This window comes from Mesorhizobium sp. M0296, from assembly GCF_040321675.1.
Lineage (GTDB): Bacteria > Pseudomonadota > Alphaproteobacteria > Rhizobiales > Rhizobiaceae > Mesorhizobium.
In genome coordinates this window covers 1-16,868 of the sequence record NZ_JAMYRZ010000012.1, presented here as the reverse complement: position 1 = coordinate 16,868, position 16,868 = coordinate 1, and the positions used below count along the sequence as shown (strand labels likewise).

The 16,868-nt window shown below is 63.4% G+C and carries 19 protein-coding genes and 1 pseudogene; 10 read left to right on the top strand and 10 right to left on the bottom strand.

The window, feature by feature from the left end; translation table 11 throughout:
• Window positions 1-100 precede the first annotated feature (100 nt).
• The gene (locus tag NKI97_RS13855) at window positions 101-724 is read left to right on the top strand and encodes a L,D-transpeptidase (RefSeq protein ID WP_352750083.1); all 624 of its coding nucleotides are present in this window, start codon (window positions 101-103) and stop codon (window positions 722-724) included.
• 156 nt (window positions 725-880) lie between these two features.
• Here the strand turns inward: NKI97_RS13855 and NKI97_RS13850 are convergent, their stop codons facing one another.
• The 3 genes from NKI97_RS13850 to NKI97_RS13840 form a co-directional block, all read right to left on the bottom strand.
• Window positions 881-1,882, bottom strand: coding sequence for an LLM class flavin-dependent oxidoreductase (locus NKI97_RS13850; RefSeq protein WP_352750084.1), 1,002 nt, complete (start codon window positions 1,880-1,882; stop codon window positions 881-883).
• 151 nt (window positions 1,883-2,033) lie between these two features.
• Entirely contained in the window at window positions 2,034-3,194 is a 1,161-nt protein-coding gene (locus tag NKI97_RS13845; protein WP_352750085.1) for an AI-2E family transporter, read from the bottom strand.
• A 133-nt stretch (window positions 3,195-3,327) separates the two neighbouring features.
• Window positions 3,328-4,389, bottom strand: a complete 1,062-nt coding sequence (locus NKI97_RS13840) for an LLM class flavin-dependent oxidoreductase (protein ID WP_352750086.1) — start codon at window positions 4,387-4,389, stop codon at window positions 3,328-3,330.
• Window positions 4,390-4,619: 230 nt separating this feature from the next.
• Here NKI97_RS13840 and NKI97_RS13835 point away from each other — a divergent pair, with 230 nt between their 5' ends.
• On the top strand, window positions 4,620-5,048 hold the full coding sequence (locus NKI97_RS13835; RefSeq protein WP_023718183.1) for a DUF6481 family protein: 429 nt from the start codon (window positions 4,620-4,622) through the stop codon (window positions 5,046-5,048).
• An 82-nt stretch (window positions 5,049-5,130) separates the two neighbouring features.
• On the opposite strand, the gene sugE is transcribed toward NKI97_RS13835, so the two are convergent.
• The gene (gene sugE, locus NKI97_RS13830; RefSeq protein ID WP_352750087.1) at window positions 5,131-5,445 is read right to left on the bottom strand and encodes a quaternary ammonium compound efflux SMR transporter SugE; all 315 of its coding nucleotides are present in this window, start codon (window positions 5,443-5,445) and stop codon (window positions 5,131-5,133) included.
• 153 nt (window positions 5,446-5,598) lie between these two features.
• Window positions 5,599-5,724 (bottom strand): hypothetical protein, encoded by a 126-nt coding sequence (locus NKI97_RS13825; protein WP_013528464.1) that lies wholly within the window; start codon window positions 5,722-5,724, stop codon window positions 5,599-5,601.
• 215 nt (window positions 5,725-5,939) lie between these two features.
• On the opposite strand from NKI97_RS13825, the gene NKI97_RS13820 reads away from it, so the two are divergent.
• From NKI97_RS13820 to NKI97_RS13810, 3 genes are all read left to right on the top strand, one after another.
• Window positions 5,940-6,749 (top strand): transglutaminase-like domain-containing protein, encoded by an 810-nt coding sequence (locus NKI97_RS13820; protein WP_352449448.1) that lies wholly within the window; start codon window positions 5,940-5,942, stop codon window positions 6,747-6,749.
• Window positions 6,750-6,871: 122 nt separating this feature from the next.
• Window positions 6,872-7,837 (top strand): cation diffusion facilitator family transporter, encoded by a 966-nt coding sequence (locus NKI97_RS13815; RefSeq protein ID WP_352619447.1) that lies wholly within the window; start codon window positions 6,872-6,874, stop codon window positions 7,835-7,837.
• Between the two features lie 80 nt (window positions 7,838-7,917).
• Window positions 7,918-8,322: a GFA family protein gene (locus tag NKI97_RS13810; RefSeq protein ID WP_352834677.1), complete on the top strand. Its 405-nt coding sequence runs from the start codon at window positions 7,918-7,920 to the stop codon at window positions 8,320-8,322.
• A 39-nt stretch (window positions 8,323-8,361) separates the two neighbouring features.
• Here the strand turns inward: NKI97_RS13810 and NKI97_RS13805 are convergent, their stop codons facing one another.
• Window positions 8,362-9,624 (bottom strand): DNA recombination protein RmuC, encoded by a 1,263-nt coding sequence (locus NKI97_RS13805; protein WP_352834674.1) that lies wholly within the window; start codon window positions 9,622-9,624, stop codon window positions 8,362-8,364.
• 103 nt (window positions 9,625-9,727) lie between these two features.
• Here NKI97_RS13805 and def point away from each other — a divergent pair, with 103 nt between their 5' ends.
• From def to truA, 4 genes are read left to right on the top strand one after another with little or no spacing between them, the layout of a single operon-like run.
• A complete protein-coding gene (def, locus tag NKI97_RS13800; protein WP_352455964.1) occupies window positions 9,728-10,258 on the top strand; it encodes a peptide deformylase in 531 nt (176 codons plus the stop codon).
• Window positions 10,259-10,274: 16 nt separating this feature from the next.
• Window positions 10,275-11,204 carry a methionyl-tRNA formyltransferase gene (fmt, locus tag NKI97_RS13795; RefSeq protein WP_352834842.1) on the top strand — a complete coding sequence of 310 codons (930 nt, stop codon included), beginning with the start codon at window positions 10,275-10,277 and terminating at the stop codon, window positions 11,202-11,204.
• Window positions 11,201-11,710: a GNAT family N-acetyltransferase gene (locus NKI97_RS13790; RefSeq protein WP_352834672.1), complete on the top strand. Its 510-nt coding sequence runs from the start codon at window positions 11,201-11,203 to the stop codon at window positions 11,708-11,710. The genes fmt and NKI97_RS13790 overlap by 4 nt, the downstream gene beginning before the upstream one ends.
• An 18-nt stretch (window positions 11,711-11,728) precedes the next feature.
• Entirely contained in the window at window positions 11,729-12,484 is a 756-nt protein-coding gene (truA, locus tag NKI97_RS13785; protein ID WP_352834669.1) for a tRNA pseudouridine(38-40) synthase TruA, read from the top strand.
• Here truA and NKI97_RS13780 read toward each other — a convergent pair.
• Entirely contained in the window at window positions 12,466-13,074 is a 609-nt protein-coding gene (locus NKI97_RS13780) for a transporter (RefSeq protein ID WP_352455970.1), read from the bottom strand. The two genes, truA and NKI97_RS13780, sit on opposite strands and share 19 nt — an antisense overlap.
• A gap of 2 nt (window positions 13,075-13,076) precedes the next feature.
• Complete coding sequence (gene dapE / locus NKI97_RS13775; RefSeq protein WP_352834667.1) at window positions 13,077-14,276, bottom strand: succinyl-diaminopimelate desuccinylase; 1,200 nt, start codon at window positions 14,274-14,276, stop codon at window positions 13,077-13,079.
• Between the two features lie 129 nt (window positions 14,277-14,405).
• On the opposite strand from dapE, the gene NKI97_RS13770 reads away from it, so the two are divergent.
• On the top strand, window positions 14,406-15,437 hold the full coding sequence (locus NKI97_RS13770) for a 2-dehydropantoate 2-reductase (RefSeq protein ID WP_352834665.1): 1,032 nt from the start codon (window positions 14,406-14,408) through the stop codon (window positions 15,435-15,437).
• Here NKI97_RS13770 and NKI97_RS13765 read toward each other — a convergent pair.
• A complete protein-coding gene (locus tag NKI97_RS13765) occupies window positions 15,427-16,527 on the bottom strand; it encodes a diguanylate cyclase domain-containing protein (protein ID WP_352834662.1) in 1,101 nt (366 codons plus the stop codon). The two genes, NKI97_RS13770 and NKI97_RS13765, sit on opposite strands and share 11 nt — an antisense overlap.
• Before the next feature lie 222 nt (window positions 16,528-16,749).
• Window positions 16,750-16,868 (bottom strand): annotated as a pseudogene (locus NKI97_RS13760) (IS110 family transposase); the annotation flags it as partial.

Sequence of the window (16,868 nt, the reverse complement as noted above, 5' to 3'; positions counted from 1 at the left end):
CAGCCAGCCGACAGTCAGGAAAATCTTGGCAATCGAAGCATGTCGGTTTAGGAATATGACGAGATGCGGCTGATCGCCCACACGGGCGCCGGCTTGAGTCATGCGCGTGAAATCGATCCTAATCGGGCTGGGACTTGCTGGGATGGTCGCATTCTCTGGCTGCACCACCGGCGGCGCATTAAAGACTTTCCCCTCGGCCTATGGCGGCCTCACCGACGCCGGTTTCCGCGTTCCGCCGGTTCCGATCTACAAGGTCGACCAAAAGTTCCATCGGCAGACAGTGCCTTATGCGACTGAAGAGGCGCCGGGCACCATCATTGTCGATACAGGAGCGAAGTTCCTCTACTACGTGTTGGGAGACGGTCAGGCGCTGCGCTACGGAATCGGCGTCGGCAAGGCGGGCTTCGAGTGGCATGGCACTGCTCACGTTGCGAGGAAGCGCGAATGGCCGGATTGGAGCGCGCCGTCTGCGATGATCGTGCGCGAGCAGAAGCGAGGCCGCATCATACCGGCCCATATGGAGGGCGGACTCATGAACCCGCTCGGGGCGCGGGCGCTCTATCTCTTTAACGAGGAAGGTGACACTGGATATCGCCTGCACGGTAGCCCTGAATGGTGGTCCATCGGCAAAGCTGTGTCGGCGGGCTGCATTCGCCTCATGAACCAGGACATCATCGATCTCTATGACCGCGCCACAATCGGCACCAAGGTGATCGTCATTTAGTGGACGCCGCGTTTCCCGCTAACGGACGAGCATGACGGATCGAAAACCTCCGCGTAAAACGCGCGAAATGTTCGCTATGTCTTCGCACACCTGTTCGCAATGTTCCCTGCCTAAGGCGGGCCTTGCCCGCAACAGTGGCAAGTGGCGAACCAACTCTCAGGCAGCTTCAGACAGCGATTTGTGAGCGTCGGCCAGGATCTCGAACGAGCGCACCCGCGCCGCATGGTTGAAAATCTGCGCTGTGACCATCAGCTCGTCGGCCCCCGTGCGGCGCACAAACGCCTCGATGCCTTGCCTGACCGTTTCCGGGGAGCCGACGACGGCGCAGGAAAGCGCTTGGCCGAGCATGGTCTTGGCTATTGGATCGAGGTCGCGCTCGTGTCCTTCGACCGGCGGCGGCAATCGGCCGGGCCGGCCGGTGCGCAGATTGACGAAGGCCTGCTGCAGCGAGGTGAACAACAGCCGCGCCTCGGCATCGGAAGGAGCGGCGAAGACGTTGAGGCCGAGCATCACATAAGGCTTGTCGAGCTGCTCCGAAGGCTGGAAACGCGAGCGGTAGATCTCCAGAGCATGGTCGAGCTCGGCCGGCGCAAAATGCGAAGCGAAGGCGTAGGGCAGGCCGAGCATGGCGGCAAGCTGCGCGCCGTAGAGGCTGGAACCGAGAATCCAGACCGGCACCTTTTCGCCTTCGCCGGGCACCGCGCGGATGCGTTGGCCGTCTTCGGCCGGCTGCAAGTAACCCATCAGCTCGACGACGTCCTGCGGGAAATTGTCGGCGCCAGCGTCGAGGTTACGGCGCAGCGCCCGTGCCGTGGCCATGTCGGTGCCGGGCGCCCGGCCGAGGCCGAGATCGATGCGGCCAGGATGCAGAGCGTTAAGCGTACCGAACTGCTCGGCGATGACCAGCGGCGAATGATTGGGCAGCATGATGCCGCCGGCGCCGACGCGTATCGTATTGGTGCCGCCGGCCACATGGGCAATGACCACCGAGGTGGCGGCGCTGGCGATGCCCGGCATATTGTGGTGCTCTGCCAGCCAATAGCGCCGGTAACCCAGCCGCTCGGCATGACGGGCGAGATCGAGCGAATTGGCGAGTGACTGTGAAGCGTTGCTGCCTTCGACGATCGGCGACAGGTCGAGAACGGAAAGAACGGTCATCGGCGCGGGTTTCCTGTGGGCCGAAGGGATGTAGGAAGCCGTTGCCGAGGCGGCAAATTCAAAATGTTGATGGAGCGCTGAGGGCGGACGTGCGACCGATGCAAGGTCGTGATCTGCCCCATCGGGGGGACGCTTTTGACCCTTTAAGCCGCTACTTTTTCACCTCGGGAATCTCTTCGTCCTCGATCGCTGCCGTGTGTTGCGCCGCCAGGAAATTGCCGACATGGCTGAGACCGTCGAAATGATCGCAGAACACCTTGATGACGACCAGCAGCGGCACCGCCAGCAGCGCGCCGACAAAACCCCACAGCCACGACCAGAAGGCGATGGCGATGAGGATCGCCACTGCGTTGATTTCGAGACGGCGGCCGACCACCGTCGGCGTCACGAACTGGCCTTCGACGACATCGCACATAAGGACGAAGGCCGGCGCCAGCAGCGCATAGGACATCGTGTCGAAGCTTATCAGCGCGATGATCGTAACCAGCGTGATGGTGGTCAGCGCCCCGATATAGGGCAGGAAATTGAGCAGAGCCGCTGCCGCGCCCCAGACCTGCGCGTTGGGCACGCCGAGCGCCCACAGGCCGAGCCCGATGACCACGCCGAGACATGTATTGATGACCGTGACAGTAAGCAGATAATGCGAGATTTCACGTTCTACGTCGTAGACGACGCGCAGCGCCCGCTTCTTTTCGCTGAGACTGGGGAAGGACTGGACGATCTTTTCATAGAACATCGTGCCCGAGGCGAGCAGGAACAGCGACAGGACGAAGACGATGGTAACGCTGGCGCCGGCCGACAGCACATTGCCGGCGGCCTGCGAGAGAATACCGGATGGCGCCGTCGCCACCCTCTGAACGCCCGGCTCCTGGGATGTCTGTGTCAGGCCCTCGATCTGGCGCGAAATCTCCACGATCCGTTCGAACGGACGGCGCAGTTGTGCCAGACGTTCGGTAAGCTGCTGGCCGATCGTCGAGGTGTTGTTGATGAGGTCGATGACCGGGCCGCTGAGCAGATATCCCGCGACGGCGACGAGGCAGAACGAAAGCAGCACCAACAGTGTCGCTGAAATGACATCGGGCATGCCATGCTTGCGCAGGAAGCGAACGATCGGCGTCAGCGTCAGCGCCAGCAGGAAAGCCAGAATGACCGGCATGAAGAAGGCGCGGGCGAAGTAAAGCGCGTAGATCGCCATGAGGATGAAGATGCCGACGAGCAGCGAACGCATCAGATGCGCATCCGCCCGCGCCTCGACGCGCGGATCCGGGCTTTCGGCAGCGCTTGCGCCCGAAGCGTCGGGTTCGGCTTTCATTCTGACCCTCGGCGGCACACCGCGATTGGTGCAGACCGTTGGCGAAAACGCCTCTGTCGCTTCAAGGTTCCGTTAGCCGGCGTCACCGGCAAGGCCGCCTCGCGGCCTTGGCAATGAATCAGGTGACTGGGAATCAGGCAACCGGCGCCGCCACGGCGGGAACGGCCTTCGCAGTTTCCCGGCGCACGATCGGCGCCACTTTAGTGCCGTAGAGTTCGATGGCCTTCATCACCTTGGCGTGCGGCATGGTGCCGATCGCCATTTGCAGCAGGAAGCGGTCGTTGCCGAATATCCTGTGCTGGGCAATGATCTTCTCGGCCACCTGTTCTGGATTGCCGACGAACAGCGCGCCGTTTGGGCCGCGCGATTGGTCGAAATGCGCCCGCGATGTCGGCCCCCAGCCGCGCTCGCGGCCGATGCGGTTCATCACCTCGGCCTGCGGCCCGTAAAAATCGTCGGCTGCCTGGTCCGTGGTGTCGGCAATGAAGCCGTGCACGTTGAGACTGGTGGCAAGGCTTGCCGGATCGTTGCCGGCGCGCCTGGCTGCATCCCTGTAGATGTCGAACAGCGGTGCGAACCGCGCCGGCTCGCCACCGATGATCGCCAGTGCCAGCGGCAACCCGAGCACACCCGCGCGGGCGACGGATTGCGGTGTTCCACCGACGGCGATCCAGATCGGCAATTTGTCCTGCAAGGGCCGCGGATAGACGCCGCGGTTGTGGATCGGCGCGCGCAGACTGCCCGACCAGGTCACCTTGACATGATCGCGGATGGCGAGCAGCAGGTCGAGCTTCTCGGCGAAGAGCTCGTCATAATCTTCGAGATTGTAGCCGAACAGCGGAAAGGACTCGATGAACGAGCCGCGCCCGGCCATGATCTCGGCACGGCCGCCGGACAGAAGATCGAGGGTGGCAAACTGCTGGAAGACGCGCACCGGATCGTCGGAGGACAGCACGGTGACAGCGCTGGTCAGCCTTATGCGCTTGGTCCGTTCGGCCGCCGCCGCTAGCGCCACCACCGGAGCCGAGGCAGCATAGTCGGGACGGTGGTGCTCGCCGAGACCAAAGACGTCCAGCCCGACCTGGTCGGCGAGCTCGATCTCCTCGATCAGGTTGCGCAACCGCTCATGCGCACCGATCGCACCGGGACCTGGTTCCGGGCTGACGTCGGCGAAGGTGTAGAGACCGAGTTCCATAGTGTGTCATCTCAGCGTTTTGTCTTGGCGCTACACGTAGCGATCAGTCCGCCGCCCCGCCAGATGCCTGGATGGTGAACAGTGCGGGTGCCTTTCAGCCGAATTCAATCGAAATGGCGTCTCCCGGCTGCAACAGATCAGAATTTCATGGCTGGCATACCGTTTTGGCGCTTGAACTCTCGGTTTTCGCGCGTATGTAAGCCTCGCAAATTGACTTCAGGGAAGTGGACTTGGCTATCTATAGGGAAAAAGACGTTTTCGAGCGGCGCAATGCCGCAAACGAGGCAAAGAAGGCGCTTCTGGAGCGCTTCAAGGCAAAGCCGGCGGCAGATGATCCAGCGGTGCTGGCACGACAGGCCGAGCGCAAGGCGATCCTCGAGGCCCGCGCGATACGCGAGGCCGAAAAGGCCAGGCTGAAGCAGGAAAAGCTGGCGCGCGAAGCGGCCGAAAAGGCCGAGCGCGAGGCAGCTGCCGAAGCGGCACGCATTGCCGCGGAAGAAGCCGCACAGGCCGAAGCGAAGATCCGGGAAGCTGAAGAGAACGAGCGCATCGCCCGTTTTCTTGCCGACGAGGCCGAACGCAAGGCCAAGCGTGATGCGCGCTATGCGGCGCGCAAGCAGCGCACCGGCAGGACGCCGCCCGGCTTCTCCGCGCGATAGCGCTTTCCGGCGCCGATCAGCCGAATTCAAGAATCAGGGCCGCCTTGCAGCGGCCCCGAACGCGTTCGTCTGTCAGAATCGACTAAGCAGCGAGCTTCAGTCCCATGATGCCGCAGACGATTAGCGCGATGCGGGCTAGTCTGATCGCGGTCGCCGGCTCGCCGAGCAGCCATATCCCGAGCAGCGCCGTGCCGACGGTGCCGATGCCGGTCCACACCGCATATGCGGTGCCGACCGGCAGTGCCTTCAGCGCCAGGCCGAGCAAGATCAGGCTGACCATCATCGAGGCTACCGTCAGGACGGTCGGCAGCGGCTTCGAGAATCCGTCGGTGTATTTGAGGCCGATCGCCCAGCCGATCTCGAACAGGCCGGCGAGGAACAGGAAAATCCACGACATCGGAACGCTCCGTTTCGATGGCTTCCGGCCGATTGCTTGAACGCGCAAAAACTGTCTTCGCCGCATCCACAGGGGATGCGCGTGAGCTTAATGAACAATCATACCGGCCGCGTTTGCGGCCGGTCGAAATAAGCCGAAACGGTAGCTGCGGCCCTACTTGTCCTTCAGCTTCATCGCCTTCACCGGCGGTGCCTTCAGGGCCGGCGCCGGAGCGGGTTTCTTCGCGTCCTTCTTCGGCTTGCGGGCTTCCTTGCCTGCCTTCATCGCACCCTTAGCCATGATTCGTTCCTCCAGTTGATGTCTGGCGAAGTGAAACAAGAGAAAACGCTCGACTGCAAGAGGCCGCTGCCGTGCAGTCGCCCTGGCCGATGGCTGTCAACCGGTTTCTAATTCCCTCGTAAACCGCAGCGGTCCGTGCCATGGTCTTCTTCGCACTGCAGCATCAGCCCTTGCGTTTCGCCGGCTGATGATCGGGCAGGCCGGTCAGGACGACAATGCGGATCCACATCGGTTGCCAGATGAGCTTCGACTTCCCGCAGGAAACACCGCTGATCGCGATGCTAAACGTCCATTATTCGCGCGCATCCGATCTTGAGCGGCCGGACTTCCTGACGTCGAACCCGCCGGTGCCGATCGAAAGCTACCGCGACAGTTTCGGCAATTGGTGCAGCCGTTTCGTTGCGCCGGCCGGGCGCTTTGCGTTCGGCACGGACGCGGTGATCCGCGACCCCGGCTCCTTCGAGACGCGCGAGCTGACGGCGTGGCAGCACGAGGTGCGCGATCTGCCGTCGGAGACGCTGCTGTTCCTGCTGCCCAGCCGTTATTGCGAGAGCGACGTGCTGTCGAACGAAGCGTGGCGGCTGTTCGGCAGCACCCCGCTCGGCATTCCGCGCGTCCAGGCGGTCTGCGACTTCGTCCATAACCACATCGTCTTCAACTATTTCAATGCACGGCCGACGCGCACCGCCGCCGAGGCCTATCGCGAGCAGAGTGGTGTATGCCGCGACTTTGCTCACCTCGCTGTTGCCTTCTGCCGCGCCCTGAACATTCCAACCCGCTACTGCACCGGCTATATCAGTGATATCGGCCTGCCAAAGCCGTGGTCGGACATGGATTTCGCCGCTTGGATGGAGGTCTATCTCGGCGGCCGCTGGCACGCGTTCGACCCGCGCAACAACGCGCCGCGCATCGGCCGCATCCTGATTGCCTCCGGACGCGATGCCGCCGATGTGCCGCTGACCCACATTTTTGGGCCGGGCGCGCTGGCTGGCTTCAAGGTCTGGACGGACGAGGTCGTCGAATAGCCCCGCGCCGCCCTTTTGAACAACTGACCTTGTGAACAACTGGGCACTTCGGGCGTTGTGAGAGCTGTGGAGCGTGGGCGGGCGCTCCGCCAATCTCGGTGCATCAACCAAGGCAGCACACCATGGCGGCGCATGGCGGGTCGAAAAAAGTGATCTATGCGGCGCTCGCCGGAAATCTTGCGATCGCACTGACCAAATTTGCCGCTGCCTTGTTCACGGGCAGCTCGGCAATGCTCTCGGAAGGCGTCCACTCGCTCGTCGATACCGGCAATGGCAGCCTGCTGCTTTACGGCATGCACCGTGCCGCCCGGCCGGCCGACCGCACGCATCCGCTCGGCCATGGCCGCGAGCTGTACTTCTGGAGCTTCATCGTTGCGCTCCTCGTCTTTGCACTGGGCGCCGGCATATCGTTCTACGAAGGCGTGACGCACATCATGGCGCCGGAGCCGATCGCCAACGCCAAGGTGAACTACGCTGTCCTTGGCCTTTCCTTCCTCTTCGAAGGCACCTCTTGGCTGGTGGCGCTGAAGGAATTCCGCCACCAAAAAGGCAGCCACGGCTGGCTTGAGGCGGTGCAGCTCAGCAAGGATCCGAGTGTCTACACCGTACTCTTCGAGGACAGCGCGGCACTTCTCGGCCTCGTTGTCGCCTTCGCCGGGATATCGGCGGCGGAACTGCTGGACATGCCGAAGCTCGACGGCGCCGCGTCGATTGGCATCGCGCTGATCCTGGGCGGGACCGCGATCTTCCTGGCGCGCGAAAGCAAGAGCCTGCTGCTCGGCGAGCCGGCCTCGCCCGAGGTGCAAACAGAGGTGCTGGCCATCATCCAGCAGGACCCGGCGGTGCAACGGGCAAATGGCGTGCTGACGCTGCATATGGGTCCGCAGGAGATCGTCGCCGCTTTGAGCATCGAGTTCGAGGATCATTTGTCGGCGCCGGAGATAGAGACCTGTGTCGAGCGCCTCGAGACGCGGCTGAAGGCGGAGATGCCGGAGGTGACGCGGCTCTTCGTCAAGCCGCAGACCACCGGCACCTGGGAACGCCGGAGCAAGGCCTTGGCGGGGGCATCCGGACAAGAACCGGCCTAAGGAAAATGGCTTGAGGAAATCGATGCGCCATCGGGCAGTCCCGGCTATGATCGCAGGCAAAAGCTCCAGGAGGAACGAAGATGAAAATCGACGGCGCGTGTCATTGTGGCGCTATCACTTACGAGGCCGAAGTCGATCCGGAAAAGACCACCATTTGTCACTGCATCGATTGTCAGAAGCTAACCGGAACGGCCTTTCGCGTCACCGTGCCGGCGTCCGAGGACAATTACAGGATCACCAAGGGCACGCCGAAGATCTATATCAAGACCGGTTCGAGCGGCGCCAAGCGCGCCCAGGCATTTTGCGGTGAGTGCAGCTCGCATCTCTACGCCACGTCGGCGGGCGAGGGACCGAAGGTTTACGGTATCAGGGTCGGCACGGCACGGCAGCGCGAGCAACTGGTGCCGAGAAAGCAGATCTGGCACCGCTCGGCGCTGCATTGGCTGCCGGAATTCGAAGGCACAACCATCATCGAGGAGCAGTAGCGCCAGACCCGGGCGAAGCCTCCGGTTCCGGCGTAGCTCTCAATCGTCGCCTTCGACGACCCTTAGCCTCAACTGCCCGGTTTTCGAATCGGCGACGCGCGGGCTGCTTTCCGCTTTTGCTCCGCTGCCATTCGAACCAGCGGTGTCCTCCGCCGGCTGCACGCCAAACTCCAGCGCCTCGATCTTTTGTCCGCGCCTGGTCACCTTCGATGTCGAGACCAGAATGTCCTCGATATCTTTGGCCGATTGACCGAAATGCGTCTGCAATTTGCGCACCCGCTCGTCGAGCCGGGAAACATCTTCCATCAGCCGGATGACCTCGCCCTGGATCAGGTGCGCCTGCTCACGCATGCGGGCATCCTTGAGGATCGCCTGGATGACCTGGATCGACAGCATCAAAAGCGATGGCGAGACGATGACGATCCGCGATCGATGCGCCTTTTGGACAACGGCCTCGAAATTCTCATGGATTTCGGCGAACACCGATTCCGAGGGCACGAACATGAAGGCGGTGTCCTGCGTCTCGCCCTGGATCAGGTATTTTTCGGAAATATCGCGGACATGCACCTCGATGTCGCGGCGGAAAGCCTGTGCGGCGGTCTTCTGCAGGTCGGCGCCTTCGGCGGCCCGGATGGCATTCCACGCCTCGAGCGGAAACTTTGCGTCGATGGCAAGCGACGGTGCGCCGTTCGGCATCTTCACCAGGCAGTCGGGCCGGCTGCCATTCGACAAGGTCGCCTGGAATTCATAGGCGCCGTGCGGCAATCCGTCGGCGACGATGGCTTCCATACGCGACTGGCCGAAGGCGCCGCGCGTCTGCTTGTTGGAAAGTATCGCCTGCAATTGCACGACCTGGCCGGCCAGCGACTGAATATTGCCTTGCGCGATATCGATGATCGCCAGCCGTTCCTGCAGCTTGGCGAGGCTCTCATGCGTCGATCTCGTCTGCTCGGTCATGGTCTGGCCCAGGCGGCCGGTCATGGCATCGAGACGCTGGCCGATCGACTGTGTCAGTTCCGCCTGGCGCGCCCCGAACACTTCGGCGATGGCGCCCATGCGGCCCTGCATTTCCGCCTGGCTTGCCAAGATGCCGGCCATTCGCACCTCGGCGTCGCGGGCGTGGTCGGCGGCTTCGGCGGCCGCCACTGCACGCGCCTTGGCCGATCGCCAGAGCGCAACGACGAGCGCCACGAACAGTCCAAGGAACAGCATTGCGCCGAAACCCAGGGCATGGCCGAGCGTGAGCGTGGTGGCGCCGAGGCGGGCGACAGGTTCGGACAGGATGGTGGCCAGTTCGTTCATGCCGACAGCATAGATGATTCGGAACGTCGGCACAGATCAAAACGTGAACGGCCCGGAGGCGCCCCGGTTGACGCTTTTCCTGCGAGGTCTTAGGTGAGACGCCATGTCGATCAAGCCGCTTATCATCCTTCCCGATCCCGTCCTGCGTCAGGTTTCAAAACCGGTCGAGCGTGTCGACGGGGATTTGCGCAAACTGGCCGGCGACATGCTGGACACCATGTATGACGCGCCCGGCATCGGCCTCGCAGCGATCCAGGTCGGCGAACCCTTGCGCATGCTGGTGATCGACCTGGCCAAAGAGGACGAGACGCCGGCACCGCACGTCTTCATCAATCCCGAAATCCTTGAAAGCTCCGACCAGCGTTCGGTCTACGAGGAAGGCTGTCTGTCGATCCCGGACTACTATGCCGAGGTCGAGCGCCCCGCGGCGGTGCGGGTGAAATATCTCGATCGCGACGGCAAGCTGCAGGAGATCGAGGCCGAGGGCCTGATGGCGACCTGCCTGCAGCATGAAATCGACCACCTCAACGGCGTGCTGTTCATCGATTACATCTCCAAGCTGAAGCGCGACATGGTGGTCAAGAAATTCAAGAAGCTCGCCAGGGACAAGGCGCCGGGCAAGATGGTGGGGTAGGCGTCGACGAATGCCCCTGCGTGTCATCTTCATGGGTACGCCTGAATTCTCCGTGCCGACGCTGCGGGCGATTGCCGGGGCCGGGCACGGGTTGACGGCCGTCTACACGCAGCCGCCGCGCGCCGGCGGCCGGCGCGGGCTCGAACTGACGCCGTCGCCGGTGCAGCGCGAGGCGGAGCGGCTTGGCATCGAGGTGCGGTCGCCGGTGTCGCTGAAGGGCGAGGCGGAGCAGGAGGCGTTCCGCGCCTTGGGTGCCGACGTCGCCGTGGTCGTCGCCTACGGGCTGCTTCTGCCTAAACCCATTCTCGAGGCGCCGCGGCTCGGTTGCCTCAACGGTCACGCATCGCTATTGCCGCGCTGGCGCGGCGCTGCCCCTGTCCAGCGCGCCATCATGGCCGGCGATACCGAAACGGGCATTATGGTGATGCGGATGGAGGAAGGCCTCGACACCGGGCCGGTGGCAATGGTTGAAAAATGTCCCATTGGACCCGACATGACGGCCGGCGATCTGCACGACCGGCTGATGGTCTTGGGTGCTTCGCTGATCGTGCAAGCGCTCGAACGGCTGGAGCGGAATACGCTGACATTTACCACACAGGCGGAGGTGGGGGTGACCTATGCCAAGAAAATCGATAAATCGGAGTCTCGCATAGACTGGCTGCGACCTGCCGGCGACGTGCACAACCAGATTCGCGGCCTGTCGCCCTTTCCCGGTGGATGGTGTGAGGCCGAAATCGGCGGCCGCGTGGAACGGCTGAAACTGCTTCGCTCGACGCTCTCGCAAGGCGCCGGCGAACCGGGAGGAATTCTCGATGACCGGCTGACGGTCGCCTGCGGGTCAGGCGCGATCAGGCTGGTCGAAGTTCAACGTGCGGGCGGAAGGCCCATTGCCGCGCAGGAGTTTCTGCGCGGGGCCAAGCTCGAAAAAGGAATGAAATTGTCATGAGCATGATGTCCATACGCGCGGCGACGCCGCGGGACCGTGAGGCGATCCGCCTTGTCGAAGAACACGCGTTCGGCCAGCAGGCGGAGGCCGGATTGGTCGACGCGCTGGTCACCGGCGGTGATGCCGTCGTCGAACTGGTGGCGGACGAAGACGGGCAAGTGGTCGGCCATATTCTGTTTTCACGGCTTTTCGTGCAGAATGGCGGCAAGAGCTTCCCGGCGGTGGCTTTGGCTCCTTTGGCGGTCGAGCCGTCGTTCCACGGCACCGGCATCGGCGGTGCCCTGGTCCGCGAGGCGCATATCCGCCTGAAGGCTGCTGGCGAGACGCTCGCCGTGGTGCTCGGCGATCCGGCCTATTATGGGCGTTTCGGCTACAGTCGTGCCCGTGCCGCGAAATTCGACAGCGACTATCAGGGCGAAGCCCTGCAGGCGCTTGCCTGGGGCGAGGCGCCGGAGACCGGCAGGCTGGTCTACGCCTCGGCCTTCGGCTCAGCCCTCGCCGCCTGATTTCGCCTCGATCCGGGAATGCCGCGTTTTCGCCTCGACATCGAATATGACGGCAGTCTCTTCGCCGGCTGGCAGCGCCAGGCCAACCAGCCATCGGTGCAGCAGGCGATCGAGCAGGCGATCGAGAAGTTCTGTGGTCAGCAGGTTTCGCTGCGCGCCGCCGGCCGCACCGATGCCGGCGTCCATGCGACCGCTCAGGTGGCGCATGTCGATCTGATCAAGGCATGGCCCGGCGACAAGGTGCGCGACGCCGTCAACGCGCATCTGCAGGCGGCCAAGGTGCGCATCGCCATCCTGAAGGCCGCCGTCGTGCCGGATGGCTTCGATGCGCGTTTCTCGGCAATCGGCCGCCACTACGTCTACCGCATCGTCAATCGCCGCGCGCCGGCGGCGCTCGACAAGGGCAAGATCTGGTGGGTACCGAAGCAGCTCGATGCCGGTGCCATGCACGAAGCGGCAAAGGTGCTGCTTGGCCGGCATGATTTCACCACCTTCCGCTCGACCCAGTGCCAAGCCACCAGCCCCGTCCGCACGCTCGACCGGCTGGATGTCAGCCGCACCGGCGATTTCATCGAAGTCCGCGCTTCGGCGCGGTCATTCCTTCACAACCAGGTCCGCTCGATGGTCGGCTCGCTCAAACGTGTCGGCGAAGGCGGCTGGACTGTTGCCGACCTCAAGGCGGCGCTTGAGGCGCGCGACCGTGCGGCCTGCGGTCAGGTGGCGCCGCCCGACGGGCTGTTTCTCGTCGGCGTCAATTATCCGACGCCTGGCTGATCCGGAACGCTGATCCCGAGCAGCGCCTGCAGTCCGAACAGGACGATCAGCGACGCCACGAACATGCCGGCAAAAACGGCGCTGCCGGTGGCCGCTCCCCTGCCGATCGCAACGTTGGTCATCCGCCAGGTCAAGACCATCGACAGCGCGAACAACAGCAGCGACACGAGTCCGGAGACTTCGTTGGCCGACGTCAGGAAAAGCCGGATCAACGCCGATGGCAGCATCATCCAGGCGATGATCGCCGAGGCCCAATTGCTGGCCACGACATAATGGACGAAACGGCCGCCGACGCCGACCCGCGGCGCCACCAGGGCGAGGCCTATGAGCGGCAGCACCCAGGCGCCGATATCGACGGTGGCCAGGCGGATCAACATGCTGAAACGGCCGACGAATGCGTTGGGATCGCCGATCTCGTTGGCAATACCGACCCAGCCGACGATCAGTGCCGGCGCCGCGACGACGATGGCAAAAAAGGAGTTCCAGAAACCGTCCGCCGAAAGGTCGAGCAGGCGAAATCCGTCGGCCTTGCCGAGCATCAGCCGCCAGGCACCGGCAAGCGAAGCGTAGGTTTCATCCGCTGAAAGCATCACTAGGATATGTCCTGCGCAAACCAGTCTTCAACGAAGCGCAGATAAATCTGCGTCAGCGTCTCGAGGTCGGCAATCGCCACGCGTTCGTCGACCATGTGCATGGTCTTGCCGACCAGTCCGAATTCGACCACCGGACAATAATCCTTGATGAAGCGGGCATCGGAGGTGCCGCCGGAGGTGGAGAGCGCCGGCTTCCTGCCGGTCACCGCCTTGATCGAGCCGCCAAGCGTCTCGATCAACCTGTCGTCGCGTGTCAGGAAAACATGGCTCGGCCCGTCGCGCCAGACGATCTCGTAGTCGACCGGCGTCTTCTTGCCGGCGCGGTATTTCTTGCGTTTCGCCGCCCGGTCGAGGCGGTTGTGGATCTCGGCCTGGATCGTCTCGGCGGTCCATGTGTCGTTGAAGCGAATATTGAAGGTAGCCGCTGCCTTCGCCGGGATGACGTTGGTGGCAGGGTTGCCAACATCGATGGAGGTGACCTCAAGATTGGTCGGCTGGAAATCCGTTGTTCCGTTGTCGAAGACGGGGTCAAGCAAGGCGTCGACCAGCGTCACCAGGCCGCGCACGGGATTGTCGGCTAGCTGCGGATAGGCGGCGTGTCCCTGCCGGCCGTTGACGATGACCGTGCCGGAGAGCGAGCCGCGCCGGCCGATCTTGATCATATCGCCGAGCGCGTCGGGATTGGTCGGCTCGCCGACGATCGCAGCATGCCATTTCTCACCCTTGGCAGCCGCCCATTCGAGCAGTTTCGTCGTGCCGTTGATCGCCGGCCCTTCCTCGTCGCCGGTTATCAGCAGCGAGACCGACCCCTTCGGGCCGCCCTTCTGCGCGATGTGTCGCGCTACCGCCGCGACGAAACAAGCAATGCCGCCCTTCATGTCGACGGCGCCGCGGCCGAACATCTCGCCATTGGCGATGTCGGCGGCAAAGGGCGGGTGCGTCCAGGCTGTTTCATCGCCCACCGGCACCACATCGGCATGGCCGGCAAACATCAGATGCGGGCCGTTGCCGGAACGCCGCGCGTAAAGGTTCTCTATGTCAGGTGTGCCGGATTCGGAAAACACCGGGCGCTCGACGGCAAAGCCGAGCGGCTTCAACATTTCTTCCAGCGCGCTCAGCGCACCGCCTTCGGCGGGCGTCACGGAAGCGCAGCGGATGAGAGCAGCCAGATTTCTGGTCGGATCGGTAGGCAGCGTCATGGGCAAAAGCGATAGTCGAAAGCGCAAGGCCTGTCACGGCCAGACATAAGGGCCAGCCATGCCGCCGACATTATGGTTTTCATGCCGTATAGTTGCGGCAAGGCCTCTCGACCAGGACAGGGCCATCGCATGATCACGCATGGCAAGACGATCGTAATCGCCGGTGCCGGCAGTATCGGATGCTACGCCGGCGGCTGCCTGATACTTGCCGGGCGAAAGGTGGTTCTGCTGGCGCGGCCTCGCATCGAGAAAGCGCTGCAAAAAGGTGGATTGCGCATCACCGACCGTGATGGCCGCGACCGATCCGTCAAGCCGGAGGCATTGTCGGTCACCGCCGATCCGGCCGCGGCATTCCCCGGTGCCGATGTCATCCTGCTAACGGTCAAGAGCGGCGCGACGCAGGACATGGCCGGGCTTATTGCGGCCCATGCCCGACCGGATGCGGTGGTACTCAGTCTGCAGAACGGCGTCGACAATGCCGATAAGTTGCGAGCCCATCTCGCCGCCCGGCGGGTGCTCGCGGGCATGGTGCCGTTCAACGTGGTCCAATCGGCGGAGGGCGAATTGCCGCTTCGTCTGCACCGCGCCAGCGGCGGCAAGGTGATGATCGAACAGGGTCCGACAGGCCTTGACGAACTGCTTGACGTTGAGGGCTTTGCCGTCGCCACGCATGGTGACATCGAAGCGATGCTATGGGGCAAGCTGCTGCTCAACCTCAACAACGCGCTGGTGGCGCTTTCCGGCCTGCCGCTGGCGGCAGAGCTTGCCGATCGCCGCTGGCGGCTGATCCTGGCCGGCCAGATCGACGAAGCATTGGCGGCAATGATGGCGACGGGCATCGAACCCGCTCGCATCGCCGGCCTGCGTCCCGCGCTGCTGCCGAAAGTGCTTCGCCTGCCCGACTGGCTGTTCAAGTTCTTGGCGCGGCGGATGCTTGCCATCGACCCTGCCGCGCGTTCGTCGATGTGGGATGACCTTCAGCGCCGCCGGCCGACGGGGATCGGCGAACTGCAAGGCGCGGTCCTGCGTTTGGCCGAAAAGGCCGGCACGCCGGCGCCGTTGCTGAAGCATGTCACTGCACTGGTGCGCGCGGCCGAGCAGAAGAGGCGCGGATCGCCCTGCCAGACGCCGGAAGCCGTTGTCGCGACCGTCAGATCATAGCCCGCACAGGCGCCCAGTAACGGCCCTTGCCGGTGCGCTTGGCCTCGTAGAGCGCATGGTCGGAACAGGTGAGCAGGATTTCCGGATCGCCGCCGTCGGCGGGTGCGAAGGCGCTGCCGACGCTCAAGCCGACATGGATGGCGGAACCGACCCCGAGGTCGAAAGGCACCGAGACCTTTTCGATGGCCCGTTTTGCCAGGTGGGTGGCCTCGATCTCCGAGGTTGCGGGCAAAAGGATGACAAATTCATCGCCGCCAATGCGGAAGACCACGTCCCCCGGACGGAAGCCGCGCTTCAATCGTTCGGCCACCTTGCGCAGCAGCACGTCGCCGACGGCGTGGCCAAAACGGTCGTTGACCTGTTTGAAACCGTCGAGATCCATGCTGAGCACTGCAAACGGCTTGCCGCCATTGGCGGCCGGCGCCGCAAGGTCGCGGCACATGTCGCGCAATTTCTCCTGCAGGAAGATGCGGTTTGGCAGGCCGGTCAGCGCGTCCTTGATGGCCAGGTCGCGATTGTCCAGTTCGGCGCGGATCATGCGGGCATTGATTGCGTGGTTCTGAAGCAGCACGATGATGACGCCGGCCACATATAACGGCGTTTGAATTCCGACGATCGGCATTCCGGGCGCCGCAGAAAACAATGCACCGACCACGTAAGGCAGACTTACGACCAACATGACGAATATGGCGAAGCGCGGGGTCGCCGCATTGCGTGACGACACTACGCCGACGACGCCTGCGACATTCAAGGCGGCAAGTACGGAAAGCGCCATATTCCCGCTGGCAACACAGCCATAGCAGCCGAGGCCGAAAACAACCGACCAGACGCCGCTGGCTGCCATCAGGCCCGCCAGCGGCCCTTTCGAGCCGCGCCTGCGGGCCTGCTCGCATTCCCGCATCAGCAGAACGCGGACGGTGAAAAGCATCAGGTCGGCGGCAATCCAGGCGTAGGGCCACCAATCCCCGGTGGCAAGAGCGGCGCTGACCGCAACCAACAGAACGCTGATGGTGCCGAACAGGACTGCGAATTTGCGGTCGAAGGTGGTGTCGAGAAGCCGGGCGCGGACAGCTTCCGGTTCCAATTTCATCGGCGAAGAGAACCAGGCAAACAGGCGAGCGGCGGCGCTCCACGTTTTGCGCGGCTCCTTGGTGGTCAGGGACAGGTCGCTTGCCAGTCGAGCGCTCCGTGCCCGTCGACACAGTCTTTGCCGGCATGCTGGGCCAGGGTGATTAACATTCGCTTAGAGCATCCGGCGCAAAACCGGGCTTTCGGAACTCCCCGCTCTGCCGCTCTGGAGTATCCGTGTTGGTCAAGGGAGAGATGGTGTCCAGGTCCGATTGTCGCTGAGTAGTGCGTTTGCGAGGATGATGAGCTTTCGCATGATGGCTGTGATGGCGAGTTTTGAGGCTTTGCCGTCGGCCGTGAGCT